This window comes from Pseudomonas sp. KBS0710 (genome assembly GCF_005938045.2).
Lineage (GTDB): Bacteria > Pseudomonadota > Gammaproteobacteria > Pseudomonadales > Pseudomonadaceae > Aquipseudomonas.
Genome location: NZ_VCCF02000001.1, coordinates 3,074,217 through 3,095,467, shown reverse-complemented (window position 1 = coordinate 3,095,467; position 21,251 = coordinate 3,074,217). Strand labels below are relative to the sequence as shown.

Below are 21,251 nucleotides of genomic sequence, written 5' to 3'. Positions count from 1 at the left end.
GACGGTACACCGCTCCCACATTGTTTAACCGTGCTCGTTGTAGGCCCTCTTCATCTTTTTATGGTCATTTATGGAAAAGTCAAAGTTTCGCAAAATTGGAATGCTCGCGGTGTTGGCTGTTGCCATTGGCCTGGTGGTGTACACGGTGCAGGCACCCGCCGACGCGCCGCAGTACCTCACTGCCACGGCTGAACGCGGTGATATCGAGAATGCGGTGTTGGCCACCGGTTTGCTCGAGGGCATCAAGCAAGTCGATGTTGGCGCGCAGGTGTCGGGGCAATTGAAGTCGCTCAAGGTCAAGGTCGGCGACAAGGTGAAGAAGGGCCAGTGGCTGGCTGAAATTGACCCGCTGATCCTGCAGAACACCTTGCGCAAGGCCCAGGTGGATGAGGAAAACCTGCAAGCCCAGCGCCGCGCCACGGCGGCGCAGCTCAGGCAGGCCAAGTCGGTGTATGAGCGCTACAAGGGCTTGCAGGTTGACGAGTCGGTGTCGCGTCAGGATTTTGAAGATGCCGAGTCCACGTTCCAGGTGCAACAGGCCAACCTGTTGTCCCTGGATGCGCAGATCAAAAGCGCGCATATCCAGATCGACACCGCCAAGGTCAACCTGGCGTATACGCGTATCGTCGCGCCCATCGACGGCGATGTGGTCGGCATCGTCACGCAGGAAGGCCAGACCGTGATCGCCAGCCAGTTGGCGCCGGTGCTGCTCAAGCTGGCCGACCTGGACACCATGACCGTCAAGGCCCAGGTGTCGGAGGCCGATGTGATTCATATCAGCCCCGGCCAGCAGGTGTATTTCACCATCCTGGGTGAAGCCGACAAGCGCTACTACGCCAAGTTGCGTGGCACGGAGCCGGCGCCGCAGAACTTCCTCGAAACCCAGACTGCCGGCACGCCCAAGCAGAACACTGCGGTGTTTTACAACGCACTGTTCGACGTGCCCAACCCGGACCACCGCCTGCGCATCGCCATGACCGCCCAAGTGCGTATTGTGCTCGACACCGCCCAGGCGGCGTTGATGGTGCCGGTGGCGGCGCTCGGTGCGCGCAATAACGACGGCACGTACCCGTTGCGGGTGCTGGACGCCAAGGGCAAAGCGCTGTCGCGGGATGTGAAGACCGGCATCAATAACAACGTCAAGGTGCAGATCCTGGAGGGCCTGGCCGAGGGCGACAAAGTGGTGATCGGCGATGCTACCCCAGCCGTGGCGGGGAACTGAACCATGACCCAACCCTTGTTGGAGCTCAAGGGCATTACCCGCAGTTTCATGGCCGGCGAGCGCGAGTTCATTGCGCTCAAGGGCATCGACCTGACGATTCATGCCGGCGAAATGGTCGCGATCATCGGTGCCTCCGGTTCGGGCAAATCCACCCTGATGAATATCCTCGGCGGCCTGGATTACGCCACCGCCGGCAGCTACAAGATCAACGGTATCGAGACCCGCTCGCTGGGCGATGAACAGTTGGCGGAACTGCGCCGTGATTACTTCGGGTTTATCTTCCAGCGCTACCATTTGCTCGCGCACTTGAGCGCCTTGCACAACGTGGAAATGCCGGCGATCTACGCCGGTACGCCGGAGAGCCAACGGCACAGCCGCGCACGCGACCTGCTCACGCGCCTGGGCCTGGCGGGGCACACCACCCACCGCCCGAGCCAGCTCTCCGGTGGCCAGCAACAGCGCGTGAGTATCGCCCGGGCCTTGATGAACGGCGGTGAAGTGATCCTCGCCGACGAGCCCACCGGCGCCCTCGACACTCACAGCGGCAAGGAGGTGATGCGCATCCTCGCCGAGCTGCACGCGGCCGGGCATACGGTGATCATCGTCACCCACGACCCCAAGGTGGCGGCGAACGCCCAGCGCATTGTCGAGGTGTGCGATGGCGAGATTGTCAGCGACAAAGCTAACGACAGTGTGGGGTTGGACCTACCCACTGAGGCGCCTATCGAACCCAAACGCAGCGGCGCTCGGCGTTTGGTGGCGAGCCTGGGGCTGTTCAAGGAAGCCTTCAACATGGCCTGGGTCGCGCTGATTTCCCATCGCATGCGCACCTTGCTGACCATGCTGGGTATCGTCATCGGCATTACCTCGGTGGTGTCGATCTCGGCGATCGGCGAGGGCGCCAAGCGGTATGTGCTCAAGGACATCCAGGCGATTGGCAGCAACACCATCGATATCTTTTCCGGCACCAGTTTCGGCGACAGCCGCGCGTCGGCCATCGAGACGTTGATGCCGTCGGATGTGGAGGCGCTGAACCAACTGTATTACGTCGACAGCGCTACGCCGGTGGTGGGCCGCAACCTGTTGCTGCGGTTCGGCAATATCGACCTGGATGCGCAGGTGAATGGCGTGAGTGATCGGTATTTCAAAGTGAAGGGGCTCAAGCTCGAGGCCGGGATTGCCTTCAGCGAAAGTGATGCGCGGCGTCAGGCGCAGGTGGTGGTGATTGACCACAATACTCGGCATCGCCTGTTCGGGCCGAATGTGGACCCGCTGGGGCAGGTGATTCTGGTCGGCAATCTGCCGTGTACGGTGATCGGGGTCACGGCCGACAATAAAAACATGTTCGCTGCCAGCAAGGCGTTGAACGTGTGGGTGCCTTATGAAACGGCGGCGGGGCGGCTGTTGGGGCAGCGCCATCTGGACAGCATTACCGTGCGTATCAAGGATGGGCAGCCGAGCAAGGTGGTGGAAGACAACGTCAACAAGCTGATGCTGCAGCGGCATGGGACCAAGGATTTTTTCACCAATAACCTTGATAGCATCATGCAGACGGTACAGAAAACCAGCCGCTCCCTGGCGCTGCTGTTGTCGCTGATTGCGGTGATTTCGTTGTTGGTGGGCGGGATTGGGGTGATGAATATCATGCTGGTGTCGGTGACTGAGCGCACCCGTGAGATTGGGATTCGCATGGCGGTGGGGGCACGGCAGTCGGATATTCGCCAGCAGTTTCTGGTGGAGGCGGTGATGGTGTGTTTGATCGGCGGGGTGATTGGGATTTCGTTGTCTTACGCCATTGGTTATCTGTTTTCGCTGTTTGTGAAGGAATGGGAGATGGTGTTTTCCGTGGGGTCGATTGTGACGGCGTTTGCGTGTTCGACGTTGATCGGGATTGTGTTTGGGTTTGTGCCGGCACGTAATGCGGCGCGGTTGGATCCGATTGAGGCGTTGGCGCGGGATTGACTGGCTTTGGTGGCGGTTTGTCGGTGTGTGTATCCGTTATTTGGGTGATGGCGGCTTAGGGTTCCGCCATCACCCAAATAACGGATATGTACGCCGACAAAAAACCACCAAACTGAGCGGTGATCTAGAGAGCCGTCGCAACCCCGTCGTCAGCCGCGTACATCCACCGCAACAACGAATGCCGCCCACTGATCCCGAGCTTGATCGCCGCCCGCTTGAGGTAGCTTTCAATAGTGTTGACCTTCAACGCCAACTGCTCCGCCAACTCCGGTGCAGTACGCCCGGCCAGCAAACCCACACACACTTCCAGCTCACGGTTGGACAAGGTCAACCCCGACTGCACCAGACGCTCTTCAATACGCCGACGCAAAGTTTCAAGGCCCTGATTTTCCGGCACCACAGGTGATCCGCCCCGGCGGCACGGCTGGATCGCAGTGATGTGCTTCTCGACCATGGGCAGAAGCAGCGTGGAAAAATCCTGCAGCATGCTGCGTTCCTGCGGCGAAAAACTTTCCGATTGATGCGAGCGATACACCGACAGCACATAACGCACATCATCCTTGCGGCGCGTGAGGTGCAATTGGGCGGCGGGTTGTTCTTCGCCCAGCGCCGCCACGGAGTCGGTGTAGACCGGGCTGATTCGGCGGCGGGTGTGCCCTTCGGCACTGACCTGCAGTTGGGTGATATGGGTGGCGTCCACTGCCAGTTGAGTCAGGATAAGGTCATGCAACATGCGCGGGAAATGGCGGCTGCCGGTGCTGGCGATGACCTTGCCTATATGAGGGAAGAGGTGTGAGTTCATCAGTTCGTCCATGAATGTCGAGTGCGGGTATTCATCCTTATAGCGACGGGGTTTAACAAGGTAACAAAGGTGAATAACCTACAGTGATAATGCACCCGCCGAGCACCTATGCTAGTACAGCCTGGGAAAAGCATGGGGATCCAATCGGCAAAAAAACCAGATTAAAAACACACAACGGTGATCGGACCCGTCCGACCACCGTCTGTGGGAAAGGAGCATTTCAGCCGTAGGCCTTATTTCACGGCGTGTTCTTCCACCGCCGCCCGGCTTGGTGCCGCCCGGGTACATTTGGCCAGGGCCTGATGGATATCGGCCAACAGGTCGGCGATGTCTTCAAGCCCGACCGACAAGCGCACCAGGCCTTCGCTGATACCGTGCTGTGCGCGTTCTTCGGGGGTGTAGGTGGAGTGGGTCATGCTCGCCGGGTGCTGGGCGAGCGACTCGGCGTCCCCCAGGCTGACGGCGCGGGTGAACAGGTTGAGGGCATTCATGAAGCGCCGGCCGGTGTCGATGCCGCCCTTGAGTTCAAACGCGATCATGCCGCCGGACTGTTTCATCTGCCGCGCTGCCAATGCGTATTGTGGGAAAGAACGCAGCCCGGGGTAGGTGACCCACTGCACGGCAGGGTGTGCCTGCAAGGCTTCGGCCACCGCCTGGGCGTTGCTGCAATGGCGGTCCATGCGCAGGGCCAGGGTCTTGAGGCCGCGCATCAGCAAGGATGCGTCCTGTGGCGACATCACCGCGCCGGTCAGGTCCTTGAGGCCTTGCAGGCGAATACGTTGCGCCAGCGCCTGGTTGCTCACGGCGATACCGGCGGTGATATCGCCATGGCCGCTGAGGTACTTGGTGGCCGAGTGCACCACCACGTCGGCCCCCAGTTCCAGCGGCCGTTGCAGGTAGGGTGTGCAGTAGGTGTTGTCGACTACCACGATGACATTGGGCTGCTGGTGCACCAGTTCGGCCACGGCGGCGATGTCCACCAGGCGCAGGTTAGGGTTGGCCGGGGTTTCGCAATAGATCATGCGGGTGGCGGGCGACAATGCCGCGCGCAGGGCGGCCACGTCGGTAAGGTCGACATGCCGCACCCGGATGCCGAACTCGGCAAGGCCATGGTGCAGCAGGGCAAAGGTACAGCCATACAGGGTCTGGCTGACAATCACCTCATCGCCCGGGCGCAGCAATGTCCAGAATGTCGCGGCAATCGCGCCCATGCCCGAGCTGAAAGCCACAGCGGCTTCGCCGTTTTCCAGGGTAGCCATACGCGACTCCAGCAGCGCCAGGGTCGGGTTTGAGATACGTGTATAGAAGTGGCCGCTGGCCTCCCCGGCAAAACAGGCGGCGCCATATTCGGCCGTGGGGAACGCGAAGGTGGCAGACAAATAGATCGGCGGCACGAGGGCGCCGTGATGGTCCTTGGGGTCGTAACCGTGGTGGATGGCGCGGGTAGAAAAGCCGAATGTATTGTGTTTATTGTTCATGTCGGGCGCTCCTTATTTCCTACAATGCTATGCTCATAACCACAGTTGAACGTTGCAAAAAAGCCAGAGAAATCCCGGATTACGGGGCGAATTTTCGATAAAAACAATAAATAGAGGCACGTTATGCCCGTGAGTCTGGACCGCACCGACAAAGCCCTTTTAAACGCCCTGCAAGGTAATGCCCGACTGACTGTGGCCGAGCTCGCCGACCGCGTGGCCCTGACCACCTCGCCGTGCTGGCGACGGGTGCGCAACCTGGAGGAGAGCGGGGTGATCAGCGGCTACCAGGCGATCCTGTCGCCCAAGGCACTGGGGTACGGTGTGACGGCGTTTGTCAGCATCATGATGGAAAGCCACACCCAGGAAATCGCGCGGGCGTTCGAGCAGCGGCTGCTGGAGATTCCCGAGGTTGTTGCCTGCCACAACGTGTCGGGGCGCTATGATTTTTTGCTCGAGGTGGTGGCCAAAGACCTGGAGTCGTTTGGCGAGTTTGCGCGCGAGGTGTTGCAGACGTTGCCTTGTGTTAAAGAAATCTACTCAAGCTTTTCCTATAAGTCGGTGCGGCCTTTGCGGGTGATTCCGCTACCGGGCTGACGCTGCTTCAAGCTCGCCTTCAGTCAACCTGCAAATACCCGCGTGGCGTGCTGCCGGTCATGCTTTTGAAAAAGGCGATCAACGCGCTGTCACTGGCAAAGCCCAGCTCGAACGCGCAGTAGCCCAGGTTGCGCCCGATGGCCAGCAGTTCGATTGCCCGCATCAAGCGCCACTGCTGGCGCCATTGCTGATAACCAAGGCCGGTTTCCCGGAGGAAAATCCGGCCGATGGTCTTGGTGCTGGCGCCTATCTGTTTTTCCAGGGCTTGCAGGGTCGGCGGTAACCTTTGCAGATCGGCGAGCAAGGGCGCCAACCGTTTGTCTCGGGGCAAGGGCAGCAGCATCGGTTGTGCGGTGGCTGCCTGTATTTCATCCAGGCACAGCGCCAGTAAATGCGCGTATCGGCCAGCTTGCCAATCGGTGTCGAAGGGTGCCATCGCTATGGGTTCCAGCACGGCGCGCAGCAATGGGCTGACCTCGATCACTCCAACGTGTGGAGGCAATTGATCGGCCAGGGCCGGGCTCAGATACACCGAACGGTAGTCCACGGTTTTGTGCATCACCGCGCGATGCGGCACGCCACACGGGATCCACGCGGCGCGCGACGGCGGCAGCAGGCACAGTTGGTTGTCCAGCGTGATACGGGTGCAGCCTTGGCGCGTGAACAGCAGTTGCCCGCGCTGGTGGCGGTGCAGGCCGGAGTCGTGATCACCGAGCAGGGCGGCGATGCCGATGACCGGCGCTGCCAGGCGGTCGGGGTCGAAGGTTGCGTCGGCGGCAAGCCAGGCCATAGGTTGTCCGATTTGATGGATAAACTGTCAAAGTCTGGATAATAGCCCAATCGACAGTCCTTACACTTCTTGCGTTGTTTCAAGCAAAGGAGTTGGGGATGAAGGTTAGAATTTTTTTACCACTGACGGTGGCGTTGCTGATGTTCCCGCAACTGGCCCAAACGCTTTACAGCCCGGCGCTGGGAGATATCGGCCGGGCGTTTGCGGTGGGGCCTGAGCGGGCCGGGCAGACCCTGTCGGTGTACTTCCTGGCGTTCGCCTTTGGCGTGGTGGTGTGGGGTCGGCTGTGTGATCGTTGGGGGCGGCGGCCGGTGATGCTGGCCGGATTGGCCCTGTACGGGGTTGCGTCGGTGTTGGCCTTGGGCATGACCAGCTTCAACGGTTTGCTGCTGGCCCAGGCGTTGGCGGCGTTCGGCGCCGCCGTCGGCTCGGTGGTGACGCAGACCGTGCTGCGTGACCGTTTCCAGGGCGCGCAATTGGCCCAGATATTTTCGCTGATGGGTATCGCCCTGGCCGCCAGCCCGGCCGTGGGTTTGTTCACAGGCGCCAGCCTGGTGCAGTCCTTCGGTTATCGCGGTGTGCTCAGTGGCTTGTTGCTGCTCTCGCTGGCGTTGTGGGCAGTGTGCTTATGGGCGTTGCCGGAGACGCGTTCGGCCTCGATGCCGACGGCCGCGTTGGGCGAGACGTTGCGGTTGATGCTCAGGGATGCCGGGATTTGGCGTTCGGTGGGTTTGGTGGCAGCGTTCAATATCGCGCTGTTCAGCTATTACAGCGTAGGGCCATTCATCTTTTCGCGGCTGGGTTTGTCTGCCGCCGACTTCGGCTACAGCGGCGTGTTGCTGGCGCTGGGCTCGGGCTTTGGTGCGTGGCTGAACAAGCGGCTGCTCAAGCGTGGGGTAAACGGTGAGCAATTAGTGCTGATCGCCGCCGGTTTGGCAGTGTTGGGAGGCTTGCTGGTAGTGCTGTTGCAACACAGCTGGCTATTTGTCTGGCCGATGCTGCTGGTGGTGCTGGCGTTCGGCATGGCCATTCCCAATGTGCTGGGGGCTGCGCTGGTGGCTTATCACGATCGACTGGGCACTGCGGCCGCGCTGTTTGGCTTGCTGTATTACCTGGTGATCGGCGCCGGGCTGACCCTGGCCGCCTGGGCCCAGGACCTGGGTTGGAGCCTGTTGGTCTGTGGTTTGGCGGCGCTGTGGCTGGCAGCGCCGCGCGGGCTCAGAAGTTGACCGACGCACTCAGGCGCGCGGTCAAGGGCGCGCCCTGGAACAGGTAATCGTCGCCCAGGTATTCGCCTGCATCGCGCCAGTAGCGTTTGTCGAACAGGTTGTCGACGCTGAGGCGGAATACGGTCTCATAGCCGTCGATTTTGGTGGTGTAGCGGCTGCCGACATTTACCACGGCATAGTCGCCCACCTGCACATTGCCGGTTCGGTCAGCGTACTTCCTGGCGCTGTATTGCACGCCGCCCAATACAGCCAGCCCATTCATCCACGGCAGGGCGTAATCGGCATACAGGCTGGCGCGCAGTTTGGGTACGTTGATGACCTGGTGGCCTTCGTAGTCCGGCGTGCCGCTGTTGTTCACCCGGGCGCGAATCGCCGCGACGCTGGTGGCGATCTGCAAGCGGTCGGTGGCCCAGCCGTTGGCGGAGAGTTCCAGGCCGGTATTTTTTTGTTCACCTTGTTGGACGTAGGTGAATAAACCGGTGCCATCGGGCTTGGTGTATTGGTAGGCCTGGCGGGTCTGGAATACGGCGGCGGTGAAACTGATGCGGCGCCAGTCGTATTTCACGCCGGCTTCGATTTGCCGGGACACGGTTGGGGCCAGGGTTTCGCTTTCGTTCTGCGCAAACCACGGTGCCGTGCCGCCCAAGGACAAACCCTTGCTGTAGCTGGTGTACAACGAGATGTTTTCAATCGGCTTATAGATCAATGATGCCTGGGGCAGGAACACGTATTGCTGGGTGTGGCGCGCCTGGTTGCCTTGGTCATCGTAGGCTTTTTCATCCAGACGCACTTCGCGCCCGCCAATGATGGTTTGCCATTGTTCGTTGAAGCGGATGCGGTCGGTGACGAACAGGCCATATTGGCGGCTGTCGAGGTTGCGATGGCTGGGGTTCAGCGGCTTGTCGGTAGGCTCGAAGGTCGGTGCGTCCTGGTTGATATTGCCGCTGCCGATGTATTCGTTGACGGACTTGCGCTTGTCGATCACCCGGCGAAACGCGCTGGTGCCGAAAGTCAGTTCATGGGCCAGGCTGCCGGTGTCGAAGAGGCCTGTCATTGCCGCCTGTACTTCATCATCACGGCGGGTGTCGTCGGGGCTGCGGTAGTCGTAGACGTCGTAGTCGCCTTGCGGGCTGAAGGTGTTGGCGTTGCAGGTGCCTACGTAGTAGCAGCCCCAGGCAAACGAGCTGTAATCATCAATCACCACTTTGCTATGGGCTGCGCTCAGGCTGCCTTTCCATTGATCGCTGAAGCGGTATTCAAACTTGCCGTTGAGGTTCAGCGAGTCAATGCCCACCTGATGGGAGCCACTCTGGTGCCCCAGCAATTTTTTCGGCGATGCGTCATGGGGGACTTCGGTGCCGCCCAGCAGTTGGTAGCCGGGGACTGAGCGCTGTTGTTTGTTCTGGTATTCCGCGTCCAGTTGCAGCACCGCGTCGGGGCTGATGTTCCAGTCGAAGGCCAGGGACACAAAATCGCGCTGGCCGTTGGCGTGCTCGACATACGAGTTGAGGTCTTCGTGGGCGACGTTGGCGCGCAGGCCGAACTGTTGTTCGCTGCCGAACCAGCCGCCAACGTCGGTGGCTATATAACCGCTGCCTCGGTCGTCGGTGGTGACGGTGACTGAGCGCACATCTTCCGGGCGTTTGGTCACGTAGTTGATCACCCCACTGGGTTCGGAGATCCCGCTTTGCAAGCCGGCCAGGCCTTTGAGCACCTCAACCTGCTGCTTGTTTTCCAGGGCGACGTTTTGCTCGCCAGTGATGGTGCGGCCGTTGATTTTGTAGCTGCTCGCGGCGTTCAGCGAGAAACCGCGGATCACGAAGTTTTCGTAGTAGCCGATGGGGGCGTAGCTGTCGCCTACCGAGGCGTCGTTGCGCAGTACTTCGCTGAGCAGGCGGGCTTGTTGGTCTTTGATCAGTTCGGCGTTGATCACGGTGATCGACGCGGGGGTGTCGAGCAGTGGTGCTTCGCTGAAGCCGCCGACTGAGGCGCTGTTGGAGCGATAGCCGGAGTCTTCCTGGCCCTGGACTTTTACCGCCGGTAGTTCGATTTCAGCGGCCATGCTGTTACCGAGGCTGCCGCTGAGTAGCAGGCCGAGGGCGAGACGTGAGGTAACGACGGGACGAGAACGCACAACCATGGGGGTAGGGCCTTAAAGCGCAGGGCGGGGGCGCATAAGCTAGGGGGATGTGCTGGGATTTACAAGTTATTGAGAATGGTTCTGTTGTGTTGTGTACATATCCGTTGCTGCGGTAACGGCCGCTTAGGGTTCCGCCCTGACGGCGGGTCACCCACGGATTCAAGCCTGCGTTCGGCCAGCGTGGTTGACGGGGCGCCTCAGACCAAGATCTACAGCAAGGCGGCCTGAAAGCCGACCTGAGTGGTTGAAGCAAAAGCCAGATCAAGTGCAAAGCAATAGCCTATTTACCTGATGCAACGCGGTCAAAATGTGGGAGCGGGCTTGCTCGCGAAAGCGGTGTGTCAGTGACAGATGAATTGACTGATACACCGCTTTCGCGAGCAAGCCCGCTCCCACCTTTGACCGAGTTTGGCTCTGCTGTTGCTGTTGCTACGGCCCTTACATCCTTTTCGCTGGCGAAGTCAGCGGTCTTTTGATCTGCGCTTTTGATCGTGACCTTGATCTGAAATCGCCCCCCCAAATCACTGGCGGATTGCGGGCATGCCGAGCCATAGCGAGGCACCGAGTGTTGGGGCGAGGACTTTTTTTGCCATCACCCAAATAACGGATATGTACACAGCCAACCCCAAAAACACACCTCAGCCCAAGCGCCTGAGCGTCTCACTGGGCAATTCCCGAAACAACGCCCGATAACTATGTGAAAACCGCCCCAAATGCCAGAACGACCAATTCATCGCCACCTCAGCCACCGTGGCCCCAGTTGAACTCAGCAGCTCCCGCCGCGCCCCGTTCAACCGTCGCAGGCGCAACCACTGCGCCGGGCTCATCCCGGTGTAAGTCTTGAACCCTTGCTGCAACTGACGCAACGGCACACCGGCAATCTGCGCCAGTTCCAGCAGGTTGACGGTTTCATCCGGCGCATCCTCCGCCCATTCACCGATGCGCGCCATCAACAGGCGCTCGGCGCTGCGTCGCTGCAACGAGCTGCGGTCCAGGCACACACAGGCGTTGTCGAGAATAAACAGGCAGTCATCCAGCAGTTGCTGGGTGAGGGCATCGCGGCTGATAGGGTCAGTCAGCGCGGACAGCCGCGTCAGCGTGCCACTGAGCCAGCGGGTGAACAGCGCGTTCTGCTGGCACGTCAGCGGTGCCATGAACAACCCCTCGAGTTTCGCCACATCCAGGCCATGGCGCTGCACGAACTGTGGGCCGAATACCACCGCCACTTCGCGGTAGTTTTCCGGGGTGATCCAGGTGTTGCGGCTTTCGCCATTGAGCATGTACAGCGCGTTGTCGCTGCCGTCGAAACAGAATGCCAGCGAGCCGGGAGGCGCGTTGAAATGCTGCTCCACGCGCGTGTTCATGCACTCTTCGTAGACCTCTACGCCGTGCAGGTCGAGGTAGCGGATCTGCCCGGCAAAATGGCCCGGGGACATTTGTTGGTACTGCTGCACCCAACCGGGTGTCGCACTGCATTGAGCGGCCACATCACCGGTGGTGAAGGCCTGTACGCGCAAAGCTGTTGCCTGTGTCATGGGTAACCTGGGCGCACTCTATTGGTGCGTTGTGGTTCGTGCAAAGTGGATAGATGCCGTTTGAAGGCTGGCCCAAGATAGACCTCAATGCGCCGGGAGTACAAGTCGACGCGTGCAACCAACCCATGACGAGGTCCTTATGAACGCCCCCTTCGATCAGCTGTCCGCCTGGCTGAAAGAACACAAGATTACCGAAGTCGAATGCGTGATCAGTGATTTGACTGGCATCGCACGCGGCAAGATTGCGCCCACCAACAAGTTCCTGCATGAGCGAGGCATGCGCCTGCCGGAAAGTGTGTTGCTGCAAACGGTGACCGGGGACTTTGTCGACGACGATATCTACTACGACCTGCTCGACCCAGCCGACATCGACATGATCTGCCGCCCGGTGTCCAACGCCACTTACGTGGTGCCATGGGCCATCGAGCCCACCGCGATTGTGATCCACGACACTTTCGACAAGCAGGGCAACCCCATCGAACTGTCGCCGCGCAATGTGCTGAAAAAAGTCCTGCAGCTGTACACCGACAAAGGCTGGCAGCCGATTGTTGCGCCAGAAATGGAGTTCTACCTGACCCAGCGCTGCGAAGACCCGGACCTGCCGTTGAAAACCCCGGTGGGCCGCTCTGGCCGGGCCGAAACCGGGCGCCAGTCGTTTTCCATCGACGCCGCCAACGAATTCGACCCGCTGTTCGAAGACGTCTATGACTGGTGCGAACTGCAGGGCCTGGACCTCGACACGCTGATCCACGAAGACGGCCCGGCGCAGATGTAAATCAACTTCCGCCATGGCGATGCCCTCGACCTCGCCGACCAGATCACCGTGTTCAAACGCACCCTGCGTGAAGCCGCACTCAAGCACAACGTGGCCGCGACCTTTATGGCCAAGCCAGTGGCCGACGAGCCGGGCAGCGCCATGCACCTGCATCAGAGCGTGGTGGATATCGCCACGGGCAAGCCGGTGTTCGTCGACGCCGACGGCAAGATGAGCCAGCTGTTCTTGCATCACATCGGCGGCCTGCAAAAGTACATCCCCAAGCTGCTGCCGATGTTCGCGCCCAACGTGAACTCGTTCCGCCGCTTTTTGCCGGACACCTCGGCGCCGGTCAACGTGGAGTGGGGCGAAGAAAACCGCACCGTCGGCCTGCGTGTGCCGACCTCCAGCCCCGACGCGATGCGCGTGGAAAACCGCCTGCCGGGCGCGGATGCCAACCCCTACCTGGCGATTGCCGCGAGCCTGCTGTGCGGCTACCTGGGCATGATCGAGCAGATTGACCCGAGCGCACCGGTGGAAGGCCGCGCCTATGAACGCCGCAACCTGCGCCTGCCGTTCACCCTCGAAGATGCGCTGGCGCGCATGGAGGACTGCGACACGGTCAAGCAGTACCTGGGCGATAAGTTCGTGCGTGGCTATGTGGCGGTCAAGCGTGCCGAACACGAGAACTTCAAGCGGGTGATCAGTTCCTGGGAACGTGAGTTCCTGCTGTTGAGCGTCTAACAAACCAATAAAGGGGTGTCGATATGCGTCTTGTGAAAAAGCTTCTCCCGCTGGCTCTCGTCGCGGCGTTCAGCAGCACCGGCCAGGCCGCCCAGACGGTCAGCGTCTATAACTGGACCGACTATATCGGCGAGACCACCTTGGCCGATTTCCAGGCCAAGACCGGGATCAAAGTGATCTATGACGTGTTCGACTCCAACGAAACCCTGGAAGGCAAGTTGCTCGCCGGGCGCACCGGCTATGACGTGGTGGTGCCGTCCAACCACTTCCTGGCGCGCCAGGTAAAAGCCGGGGCGTTCTTGAAACTCGACCGTTCGCAGCTGCCCAACTTCAAGAACCTCGACCCCAAATTGCTCAAGCTGCTGGAGAAAAACGACCCGGGCAACGCGCACTCGGTGCCGTACCTGTGGGGCACCAATGGCATCGGCTACAACGTCGACAAGGTCAAGCAGGTGCTGGGCATCGACCACATCGACTCATGGGCGGTGCTGTTCGAGCCCGAGAACATCAAGAAGCTGCACGAGTGCGGCGTCGCCTTCCTGGATTCAGCCGATGAGCTGTTTCCGGCGATCCTCAACTACATGGGCAAAGACCCGCGCAGTGAAAACCCCGAGGATTACAAACAGGCCGAAGCCAAGCTGCTGACGTTGCGCCCGTACATCACCTACTTCCATTCTTCCAAGTACATCTCGGACCTGGCCAACGGCGATATCTGCGTGGCCTTCGGCTATTCAGGCGACGTGTTTCAAGCCGCCAACCGCGCCAAGGAAGCCAAGAACGGCGTGAATATCGCCTACTCGATTCCCAAGGAAGGCTCCAACCTGTGGTTCGACCTGCTGGCGATTCCTGCCGACGCCGGCAACCCGAAAGAGGCCCACGCCTTTATCAATTATTTGCTCGACCCAGAGGTGATCGCCAAGGTCAGTGCCTCGGTCGGTTATGCCAACGCCAACCCGGCGGCCAAGCCCTTTATGGCGCCGGAACTGGTGAATAATCCTGAGGTGTACCCGTCCCAGGAAGTGCTCGACAAACTGTATATTTCCACCACGCCGACCCCGGCGACCATGCGCCTGATGACCCGCGCCTGGAGCAAAGTGAAGACCAACAAATGATCCAGTCCAATGACCATGCCCGGTCCTACTACCGGGCTTCGGCCAACGCCATGCCGGAGCGCCCGCCACTGGGCGCCGACCTTACCGCTGATGTGTGCGTGATCGGCGGCGGGTTCACCGGCGTCAACACCGCCATCGAACTTGCCCAGCGTGGGCTCTCGGTGATCCTGCTGGAAGCCCGGCGCATCGGTTGGGGCGCCAGTGGGCGCAATGGCGGGCAATTGATTCGTGGTATCGGCCATGACGTGTCGGGCTTCGCCAAGTATGTGGGCGAGGAGGGCGTGCGTTACCTGCAGCGCGCCGGGATCGACTCGGTGGCGCTGGTGGGCGAGCGTATCGCCCGGCACAGCATTGACTGCGATTTGCGTTGGGGCTTTTGCGAACTGGCCAACACCCCGGCGCAGTTTGCCGCGTTCAAGGGCGAGCAGGCGGGCCTGGCGGCGCTGGGGTATGCCCCTGAAACCCGCCTGGTCGGCCCGCAAGACATGGCGCAAGTGGTGGGCTCCAGCGTCTACGCTGGCGGCCTGGTGGACATGGGCTCCGGGCACTTGCACCCGCTGAACCTGGTGCTGGGCGAGGCACAGGTGGCCGAGTCGCTGGGGGTGAAGATTTTCGAACAGACCCAGGTGCTGGAGCTTGTACACGGCGATACGGTGCAGGTGCGTTGCGCTGGCGGCACGGTGCGCGCGGCTAATCTGGTACTGGCCTGTAACGCGCATTTGGAGGAACTGGAACCGCGCTTGAGCGGCAAGGTGCTGCCGGCGGGCAGTTACATCATCGCCACCGAGCCGCTGTCGGCCGAATTGGCCCAGCAGTTGATCCCGCAAAACCTCGCCCTGTGCGACCAGAAAGTCGGGCTCGATTACTACCGGCTCTCGGCTGATCGGCGCCTGCTGTTCGGTGGCGCCTGCCATTACTCGGGGCGTGACCCTGCGGATATCGCCGCGTATATGCAGCCCAAGCTGCTCAAGGTGTTCCCGCAGTTGGCAGGCACTGCCATCGAATTCCAGTGGGGCGGCAAGATCGGCATCACCGCCAACCGCTTTCCCCAGGTCGGGCGCCTCAAGCAGTACCCGAATGTGTTCTACGCCCAAGGCTATTCCGGGCATGGCCTGAACGTGACCCACTGGTGCGCGCGCCTGCTGGCCGAAGGCATTCACGCCGGCGCCAGCCATGGCCTGGATATCTTCAGCCAAGTGCCGCACATGACCTTCCCCGGTGGTAAAGCCTTGCGCTCGCCGCTGCTGGCGTTGGGTATGTTGTGGTATCGGTTGCGGGAAATGCTCTGACTGGCAGCCGCGTTTAACCGGATGAGCCTGAGAGGAAAAGATTGAGGTAAGGGCGTGAGTGGCTGACATTGGATCGAGTATGGCCGGGGCGATGTGGTCCTCCGCTGCCCCGGCCCTTACAGGCTTTCCGTCAGCACCTTCCTGAACGTTTCCACCAACGGCCGCAAATTGACCCGATGCCACGCCGCCCATAGTGGTGTGGTGTAGGTCAGCCATGGCAGTTCACGCAACACCACCCCAGGCGGCGCATTGCGGCTCAGCCCCTTTTGCACCATCGCCACACCCAACCCCGAGGCCACCAACCCCAGGGCCGTAAACGGCTCACTGGCTTCCATAGGGATCTGCGGCGTGAAGCCTGCGCGAATGCACGCAGCCACGAAGTCATCGGCCGGGTTGGCGCCAGGCTTGCGTTGCACGCCGATCCACTCCTGATCCGCCAGATGCTCGGGTAACAACTCGCTTTGGCGCGCCAGTGCATGGTGCTCCGGCAGTGCCAGCAGCATCGGGTCGTCCAGCACCTGCAGCGCCGTCAGGTCCGGGTCATCGGTGGCCGGTGGCTCGCTGACCAGGGCAATGTCGAGACTGCGTTGCCGCAAGCCTTCGAGCTGTTCCAGCGACGGTAAGTTGTACAGCTTGATATGCACGGTAGGCCGGTCATCGCGCAATACGCGCAATGCATTGGGCAGCACGCCCGCATGCATGGCGTTCTCGATGTAGCCGATGCACAAGCCGCCTTCTTCGCCGCGTCCCAGGCGCTTGCCCAAGGATTCCAAGCGATTGGCGTGGGTCAACAGCGCCTTGGTTTCCGCCAGGAATGTCTGGCCATCGCGGGTCAGGCGGATGCGTTGCTGGCTGCGTTCGAACAGGGTCAGGCCCAGGCGCTCCTCCAGTTGGGCGATCTGTCGGCTCAGCGGCGATTGCGAAATATGCAGGCGCTCGGCGGCACGGCCGACGTGTTCTTCTTCAGCGACCACTTCGAAGTAGCGCAGTTGGCGAAGATCAATCATGTTAGACCTATGAGGACTCAAGTTGGTCGCAGTATGTCTTGGACGGTCCGATCTTGGCAATCTAGGATCGGCTCAACGGTCACAGCGACCCACCACCCCATTGAGGATCCACCATGAGCTTGAAAGATAAATTGCCCGGCCAGCTAGGCTTTGGCACTGCACCGCTGGGCAACATGTTCCGCGCGATTCCCGAAGACGAAGCCCAGGCCACAGTCGAGGCTGCCTGGAACCAAGGCGTGCGTTACTTCGACACCGCCCCCTTCTACGGCTCGGGCCTGTCGGAAATCCGCCTGGGCAAGGCCCTGTCGCAGTACAACCGCGATGACTTCGTGCTCAGCACCAAAGTCGGCCGGGTGATTCTCGATGAAGTCGAAGAAAGCGCCCGCGACCTCGGCGAAAAAAGCGGCGTGTTCGAACACGGCCGCCCCAACAAGATGCTCAACGACTACAGCGCCGACGCCACCTTGCGCTCCATCGAAGACAGCCTCGAGCGCCTGCAAACCGACCGCCTGGACATCGTATGGATTCACGACATCGCCCAGGATTTCTATGGCGATCAATGGCTGGACTACTTCAACCAGGCGCGCACCGGCGCCTTCAAAGTACTCACTCGCCTGCGTGAAGAAGGCGTGATCAAGGCCTGGGGCCTGGGCGTCAACCGCGTGGAACCCTGTGAGTTGACCCTTGACCTCAGCGAAGCCCAGCCCGACGGCTTCCTGCTGGCTGGCCGCTACACGTTGCTGGACCACGAGCGCGCCTTGCAGCGTTTGATGGACGCAGCCGTGGAGCAGAACGTCGAGATTGTCGTCGGCGGGCCTTACAGCTCCGGCATTCTGGCCGGTGGTGCGCACTTCGAATATCAAAAAGCGAGCCCTGCGATCATCAACAAGGTCGAGCAGATCAAGGCGATTGCCCAGTCGTTCGGCGTCAGCGTAAAAGCCGCCGCCCTGCAATTTTCGCTGGCTCACCCGGCCGTGGCGGCGGTGATTCCAGGTGCCAGTCGTCCGGGGCGGATTGCCGAAGACGTTGCGGCGTTGTCAGAGAAGATTCCGGCAGCCTTCTGGCAGGCGCTGCGCGATGCCCGATTGATTTCGGCCCACGCGCCTCTGCCGCTCTAACTTCAGGAGTACCACCAATGAAAATTGATGTAAGCGGCAAAGTGGCCATCGTCAGCGGCAGCACCGCCGGTATCGGCCTCGGTATCAGCCAGGCCCTGGCAGCCTGCGGCGCCACTGTAGTGGTGATCGGGCGCGAATCGGGCAAGGTCGACGAGGCGCTGGCGAGCATTCGCCAGGCGGTGCCAGGTGCTGATCTGCGTGGGCTGGTGGCCGACCTAGGCAGCGCCGAAGGCGCCCAGACACTGTTCGCCGCCGAACCGCGTGCCGACATCCTGGTCAACAACCTCGGCATCTTCAATGATGTGGATTTCTTCGACGCACCCGACAGCGAGTGGACGCGCTTCTACGAGGTCAATGTGATCTCCGGCGTGCGCCTGGCACGGCACTACACGCCCGGCATGGTCGAGCAGGGCTGGGGGCGGGTGATCTTCCTGTCGTCGGAGTCCGGCGTGGCCACACCGGCCGACATGATCAACTATGGCGTGACCAAAAGCGCCAACCTGGCGGTTTCCCATGGCCTGGCCAAGCGCCTGGCCGGCACCGGCGTGACGGTTAACGCAGTGCTGCCGGGGCCGACCTTTACCGACGGCCTGGAGCAGATGCTCAAGGACGCCACGCAAAAGTCCGGGCGCAGTGCGCGGGACGAGGCCGATGTGTTTGTACGTAACGCACGGCCAACCTCGATCATCCAGCGTGCGGCGAATGTGGATGAAGTGGCGAACCTGGTGGCGTACATTGCTTCACCGCTGTCCTCTGCAACCACAGGCGCTGCATTGCGGGTCGACGGTGGCGTTGTCGACAGCATGGCGATCTGAAGTCTTATTTTTTTCCTGGAGTATTTATTGTGGCGACAGCTTCTTCTGTGATTGAAATCCCGGTTTCGGCCGATCAGGTCTGGCAATTGGTGGGTGGCTTCAACGCGCTGCCGGATTGGCTGCCGTTTATCGTCAAGAGCGAGCCGAGTGATGGCGGGCGCGTGCGCCACCTGCAAACCGCGGATGGCGGTGTGGTGGTCGAGCGTTTGCAGCGTTTTGATAACGTAGCGCGCAGCTACAGCTACACCATCGAGCAATCGCCGTTTCCGGTAAGTGCCTACCTGGCGACCTTGCAGGTAGAGGCGCTCACCGACAGCTCGGCGAAAGTGACCTGGTCGGGCGTGTTCACCCCGGCAGCCGGGACCACGGATGCGGCGGTGGAAGAGTTGTTCACCGGTGTGTACAGCGGCGGCCTCGAGGCGCTGCGCGCCAACTTCTAACAGGCAAGGCCGTTCCAGTGTGGGAGCTGGCTTGCCTGCGATAGCGGAGTGTCAGGCAATGATAAGTTGCCGGGTACATCGTCATCGCAGGCAAGCCAGCTCCCACACGGTTTTGTAGCGCCTGGACTATTCGGGCATCAACTGCTGCCGACACTCCAGCACCAACCGCGCACCGCCACTCTGGCTGTTGCCGACCTCCAGCTTGAACCCGTGCAAGTTAATGATCGCCGCCACAATCGACAGGCCCAAACCGAAGCCGCCTTGCTGGTCGCTTTCATCCACACGATAAAAACGCTGGAACACCGCATCGCGTTCCGCCGCCGGAATGCCCGGCCCGGAGTCGTGCACTTCGATGCGCGTGCTGCCGCCGTCATTCACACCACGCAAGATCACCTCGCCACCGGCGGGGGAGAACTTGATCGAGTTACTCAGCAGGTTGGCCAAGGCTTCGAATAACAGCGCGCGGTCGCCGGTGATCCACGGCAGCGTTTCCGGCACTTCGAGGCGCAGCTGCAGTTCGCCTTCTTCGGCCAATGGCAGATAAAAGTCATGCAGTTCGCGCAGCAGCGGCAGCGGGTCCATTACCAGGAAACCCGAACGGCGCTGGTGATCTTCCAGCTCCGAGATGCGCAACAGCCCGCGAAAGCGCGCCATCAGCGTGTCGGTCTCGGCGATGGCGTCGTCGAGCTTCACCGCGTACACCGAGTTCTCCTCGGCTTCCTGTTTGATGCGGTACAACTGCGCGCGCAAGCGTGTCAGCGGGGTGCGCAGGTCGTGGGCGATGTTGTCGCACACGCCCTTGACCTCGTTCATCAGCTTCTCGATGCGGTCGAGCATCGCGTTGACGATGGCCGCGAGCATGTCCAGTTCATCACGCCGATTCGACAGCGGCAAACGGTGAGTCAGGTCACCGGCAACGATGGCCTCGGCACTCGCCTGGATCCCGCGAATACGGCGCAACGGGCGGCGGCGCAACAAATGCCAACCGGCCGCGCCCGGAATAATCGTCAGCGACAGCGCCCACAGCAGTGCATGCCAGATGATCCGGGTAACGCCGAACAGCGAACCGTTGGCCCGCACCAGCACCAGCCAGCGCCCGTCTTCGGTGTGGGTGGCGACGGCGTCGCAGCTGTCTTTAGGCAGTTTGGGGTCGTCGGACTCGACGCAATTGGCCAGCGCATGGATCTTGCCGTCCAGCGGCAGGTCTGGCGGCACGGCGCGGATCGGCCCGCTCAAGGGGCGAAATTGCTCATCGAACAGGCCGTAGGCGTCCACGCCCTTCATGTCGAAGGTCATGCTGGTGGTCAGGGCTTCCACCAGTTCTTCGCCGTCGAAACGCTGAAACAAGTGCTGGCGCTGCATCAGCGAGTGGCGGGACAGGTCGCCCAGGTAACCCGACACTTCGAAATACAGCACCCCCATGAGGATGCAACTCCAGGCCACGAACAGCGAACTGTAGAGCGCCAGCAAGCGGCTGCTGGAGGAGCGCCAGCCCTTAGAGGGGTTCAGCAATGACATAACCGGAACCTCGTACCGTGCGGATCAGCGGCGTGAGGCCCGGTGGGTCGATTTTCTTGCGCAGGCGACCGATGTGCACATCGATCAGGTTGGTGCCCGGGTCGAAGTGATAACCCCAGACTTCCTCGAAGATCATCATCCGCGACAGGATCTGCCCGGTGTTGCGCATCAGGAACTCAAGCAGTTTGTACTCGGTGGGCAACAGGCTCAGCGGCTGCTCGGCGCGGCTGGCTTCGCGGCTGATCAGGTTGAGTTCAAGGTCGGCCACGCGCAGGGCGGTTTCGAACTCCTTGACCGTGCTTTTGCGCCGCAGCAGGACTTCGACACGGGCGGCCATTTCGTCGGAGGCGAACGGCTTGGTCAGGTAGTCATCACCCCCGGCCCGCAGGCCGCGCACGCGTTCGTCGACATCGGAGAGGGCGCTGATCATCAAGATCGGCGTCGACACCCCAATGGTGCGCAGGGTCGTGACGATGGCCAGGCCATCCAGCTCCGGCAGCATCCGGTCGAGGGTGATCAGATCGTAATCACCACTCACAGCACGGACCAGGCCTTCGCGGCCGTTGTCCACCCAATCCACATCCAGTCCATGGCTACTCAGCTCTGCGACGATCTCGCGGGCCGTTACGGCGTCATCCTCGATGGTCAAAATACGGGTCATAGGATTACCTGGTGAGCGATTCACACTAGAAGTGAGGTCAT

At 61.1% G+C, this 21,251-nt stretch carries 17 protein-coding genes and 1 pseudogene; 10 read left to right on the top strand and 8 right to left on the bottom strand.

Going from position 1 to position 21,251, the window contains the following annotated elements:
- Positions 1 to 70: 70 nt before the first annotated feature.
- On the top strand, positions 71 to 1,222 hold the full coding sequence (macA, locus tag FFI16_RS14005; RefSeq protein ID WP_138815793.1) for a macrolide transporter subunit MacA: 1,152 nt from the start codon (positions 71 to 73) through the stop codon (positions 1,220 to 1,222).
- Positions 1,223 to 1,225: 3 nt separating this feature from the next.
- On the top strand, positions 1,226 to 3,184 hold the full coding sequence (locus tag FFI16_RS14000; RefSeq protein ID WP_138815794.1) for a MacB family efflux pump subunit: 1,959 nt from the start codon (positions 1,226 to 1,228) through the stop codon (positions 3,182 to 3,184).
- A 124-nt stretch (positions 3,185 to 3,308) separates the two neighbouring features.
- Here the strand turns inward: FFI16_RS14000 and FFI16_RS13995 are convergent, their stop codons facing one another.
- Both FFI16_RS13995 and FFI16_RS13990 read right to left on the bottom strand, forming a co-directional pair.
- Entirely contained in the window at positions 3,309 to 3,986 is a 678-nt protein-coding gene (locus FFI16_RS13995; protein WP_178112678.1) for a LuxR C-terminal-related transcriptional regulator, read from the bottom strand.
- Between the two features lie 233 nt (positions 3,987 to 4,219).
- Complete coding sequence (locus FFI16_RS13990; RefSeq protein WP_138815796.1) at positions 4,220 to 5,464, bottom strand: methionine gamma-lyase; 1,245 nt, start codon at positions 5,462 to 5,464, stop codon at positions 4,220 to 4,222.
- A gap of 123 nt (positions 5,465 to 5,587) precedes the next feature.
- On the opposite strand from FFI16_RS13990, the gene FFI16_RS13985 reads away from it, so the two are divergent.
- Positions 5,588 to 6,058: an Lrp/AsnC family transcriptional regulator gene (locus tag FFI16_RS13985; protein WP_017136655.1), complete on the top strand. Its 471-nt coding sequence runs from the start codon at positions 5,588 to 5,590 to the stop codon at positions 6,056 to 6,058.
- Positions 6,059 to 6,077: 19 nt separating this feature from the next.
- Here the strand turns inward: FFI16_RS13985 and FFI16_RS13980 are convergent, their stop codons facing one another.
- On the bottom strand, positions 6,078 to 6,848 hold the full coding sequence (locus FFI16_RS13980) for a helix-turn-helix transcriptional regulator (protein ID WP_138815797.1): 771 nt from the start codon (positions 6,846 to 6,848) through the stop codon (positions 6,078 to 6,080).
- Between the two features lie 98 nt (positions 6,849 to 6,946).
- Here FFI16_RS13980 and FFI16_RS13975 point away from each other — a divergent pair, with 98 nt between their 5' ends.
- The gene (locus FFI16_RS13975; protein ID WP_138815798.1) at positions 6,947 to 8,077 is read left to right on the top strand and encodes an MFS transporter; all 1,131 of its coding nucleotides are present in this window, start codon (positions 6,947 to 6,949) and stop codon (positions 8,075 to 8,077) included.
- Here the strand turns inward: FFI16_RS13975 and FFI16_RS13970 are convergent.
- Together FFI16_RS13970 and FFI16_RS13960 are read right to left on the bottom strand one after the other, a co-directional pair.
- Positions 8,067 to 10,217, bottom strand: coding sequence for a TonB-dependent siderophore receptor (locus FFI16_RS13970; protein WP_138815799.1), 2,151 nt, complete (start codon positions 10,215 to 10,217; stop codon positions 8,067 to 8,069). The two genes, FFI16_RS13975 and FFI16_RS13970, sit on opposite strands and share 11 nt — an antisense overlap.
- Before the next feature lie 638 nt (positions 10,218 to 10,855).
- Positions 10,856 to 11,752, bottom strand: coding sequence for a helix-turn-helix domain-containing protein (locus tag FFI16_RS13960; RefSeq protein ID WP_138815801.1), 897 nt, complete (start codon positions 11,750 to 11,752; stop codon positions 10,856 to 10,858).
- A 139-nt stretch (positions 11,753 to 11,891) separates the two neighbouring features.
- Here FFI16_RS13960 and FFI16_RS13955 point away from each other — a divergent pair.
- The 3 genes and pseudogenes from FFI16_RS13955 to FFI16_RS13945 all read left to right on the top strand — a co-directional run bounded on the left by FFI16_RS13955 (position 11,892) and on the right by FFI16_RS13945 (position 15,651).
- Positions 11,892 to 13,250 (top strand): annotated as a pseudogene (locus FFI16_RS13955) (glutamine synthetase family protein).
- Positions 13,251 to 13,273: 23 nt separating this feature from the next.
- Positions 13,274 to 14,362 carry a polyamine ABC transporter substrate-binding protein gene (locus FFI16_RS13950; RefSeq protein ID WP_138815802.1) on the top strand — a complete coding sequence of 363 codons (1,089 nt, stop codon included), beginning with the start codon at positions 13,274 to 13,276 and terminating at the stop codon, positions 14,360 to 14,362.
- The gene (locus FFI16_RS13945) at positions 14,359 to 15,651 is read left to right on the top strand and encodes an FAD-binding oxidoreductase (protein WP_138815803.1); all 1,293 of its coding nucleotides are present in this window, start codon (positions 14,359 to 14,361) and stop codon (positions 15,649 to 15,651) included. The genes FFI16_RS13950 and FFI16_RS13945 overlap by 4 nt, the downstream gene beginning before the upstream one ends.
- Before the next feature lie 116 nt (positions 15,652 to 15,767).
- Here FFI16_RS13945 and FFI16_RS13940 read toward each other — a convergent pair whose 3' ends face one another.
- The gene (locus tag FFI16_RS13940; RefSeq protein WP_138815804.1) at positions 15,768 to 16,658 is read right to left on the bottom strand and encodes a LysR substrate-binding domain-containing protein; all 891 of its coding nucleotides are present in this window, start codon (positions 16,656 to 16,658) and stop codon (positions 15,768 to 15,770) included.
- A 113-nt stretch (positions 16,659 to 16,771) separates the two neighbouring features.
- On the opposite strand from FFI16_RS13940, the gene FFI16_RS13935 reads away from it, so the two are divergent.
- Genes FFI16_RS13935 through FFI16_RS13925 form a run of 3 tightly spaced genes read left to right on the top strand, consistent with a single transcriptional unit; the run spans position 16,772 to position 19,031 of the window.
- Complete coding sequence (locus FFI16_RS13935; RefSeq protein ID WP_138815805.1) at positions 16,772 to 17,776, top strand: aldo/keto reductase; 1,005 nt, start codon at positions 16,772 to 16,774, stop codon at positions 17,774 to 17,776.
- Between the two features lie 17 nt (positions 17,777 to 17,793).
- Complete coding sequence (locus FFI16_RS13930) at positions 17,794 to 18,591, top strand: SDR family NAD(P)-dependent oxidoreductase (RefSeq protein ID WP_138815806.1); 798 nt, start codon at positions 17,794 to 17,796, stop codon at positions 18,589 to 18,591.
- Between the two features lie 29 nt (positions 18,592 to 18,620).
- Positions 18,621 to 19,031 carry an SRPBCC family protein gene (locus FFI16_RS13925; RefSeq protein ID WP_138815807.1) on the top strand — a complete coding sequence of 137 codons (411 nt, stop codon included), beginning with the start codon at positions 18,621 to 18,623 and terminating at the stop codon, positions 19,029 to 19,031.
- Between the two features lie 126 nt (positions 19,032 to 19,157).
- Here FFI16_RS13925 and FFI16_RS13920 read toward each other — a convergent pair whose 3' ends face one another.
- Positions 19,158 to 20,549: a HAMP domain-containing sensor histidine kinase gene (locus tag FFI16_RS13920; protein WP_138815808.1), complete on the bottom strand. Its 1,392-nt coding sequence runs from the start codon at positions 20,547 to 20,549 to the stop codon at positions 19,158 to 19,160.
- Entirely contained in the window at positions 20,527 to 21,210 is a 684-nt protein-coding gene (locus FFI16_RS13915) for a response regulator transcription factor (RefSeq protein ID WP_003219726.1), read from the bottom strand. The genes FFI16_RS13920 and FFI16_RS13915 overlap by 23 nt, the downstream gene beginning before the upstream one ends.
- Positions 21,211 to 21,251: the final 41 nt, after the last annotated feature.

Coding starts and splice junctions, on each gene's coding strand:
- FFI16_RS13940 (WP_138815804.1), bottom strand. CDS start 16,658: ATGATTGATCTTCGCCAACTGCGCTACTTCGAAGTGGTCGCTGAAGAA.
- FFI16_RS14000 (WP_138815794.1), top strand. CDS start 1,226: ATGACCCAACCCTTGTTGGAGCTCAAGGGCATTACCCGCAGTTTCATG.
- FFI16_RS13975 (WP_138815798.1), top strand. CDS start 6,947: ATGAAGGTTAGAATTTTTTTACCACTGACGGTGGCGTTGCTGATGTTC.
- FFI16_RS13985 (WP_017136655.1), top strand. CDS start 5,588: ATGCCCGTGAGTCTGGACCGCACCGACAAAGCCCTTTTAAACGCCCTG.
- FFI16_RS13970 (WP_138815799.1), bottom strand. CDS start 10,217: ATGGTTGTGCGTTCTCGTCCCGTCGTTACCTCACGTCTCGCCCTCGGC.
- FFI16_RS13995 (WP_178112678.1), bottom strand. CDS start 3,986: ATGAACTCACACCTCTTCCCTCATATAGGCAAGGTCATCGCCAGCACC.
- FFI16_RS13960 (WP_138815801.1), bottom strand. CDS start 11,752: ATGACACAGGCAACAGCTTTGCGCGTACAGGCCTTCACCACCGGTGAT.
- macA (WP_138815793.1), top strand. CDS start 71: ATGGAAAAGTCAAAGTTTCGCAAAATTGGAATGCTCGCGGTGTTGGCT.
- FFI16_RS13920 (WP_138815808.1), bottom strand. CDS start 20,549: ATGTCATTGCTGAACCCCTCTAAGGGCTGGCGCTCCTCCAGCAGCCGC.
- FFI16_RS13945 (WP_138815803.1), top strand. CDS start 14,359: ATGATCCAGTCCAATGACCATGCCCGGTCCTACTACCGGGCTTCGGCC.
- FFI16_RS13980 (WP_138815797.1), bottom strand. CDS start 6,848: ATGGCCTGGCTTGCCGCCGACGCAACCTTCGACCCCGACCGCCTGGCA.
- FFI16_RS13950 (WP_138815802.1), top strand. CDS start 13,274: ATGCGTCTTGTGAAAAAGCTTCTCCCGCTGGCTCTCGTCGCGGCGTTC.
- FFI16_RS13935 (WP_138815805.1), top strand. CDS start 16,772: ATGAGCTTGAAAGATAAATTGCCCGGCCAGCTAGGCTTTGGCACTGCA.
- FFI16_RS13930 (WP_138815806.1), top strand. CDS start 17,794: ATGAAAATTGATGTAAGCGGCAAAGTGGCCATCGTCAGCGGCAGCACC.
- FFI16_RS13990 (WP_138815796.1), bottom strand. CDS start 5,464: ATGAACAATAAACACAATACATTCGGCTTTTCTACCCGCGCCATCCAC.
- FFI16_RS13915 (WP_003219726.1), bottom strand. CDS start 21,210: ATGACCCGTATTTTGACCATCGAGGATGACGCCGTAACGGCCCGCGAG.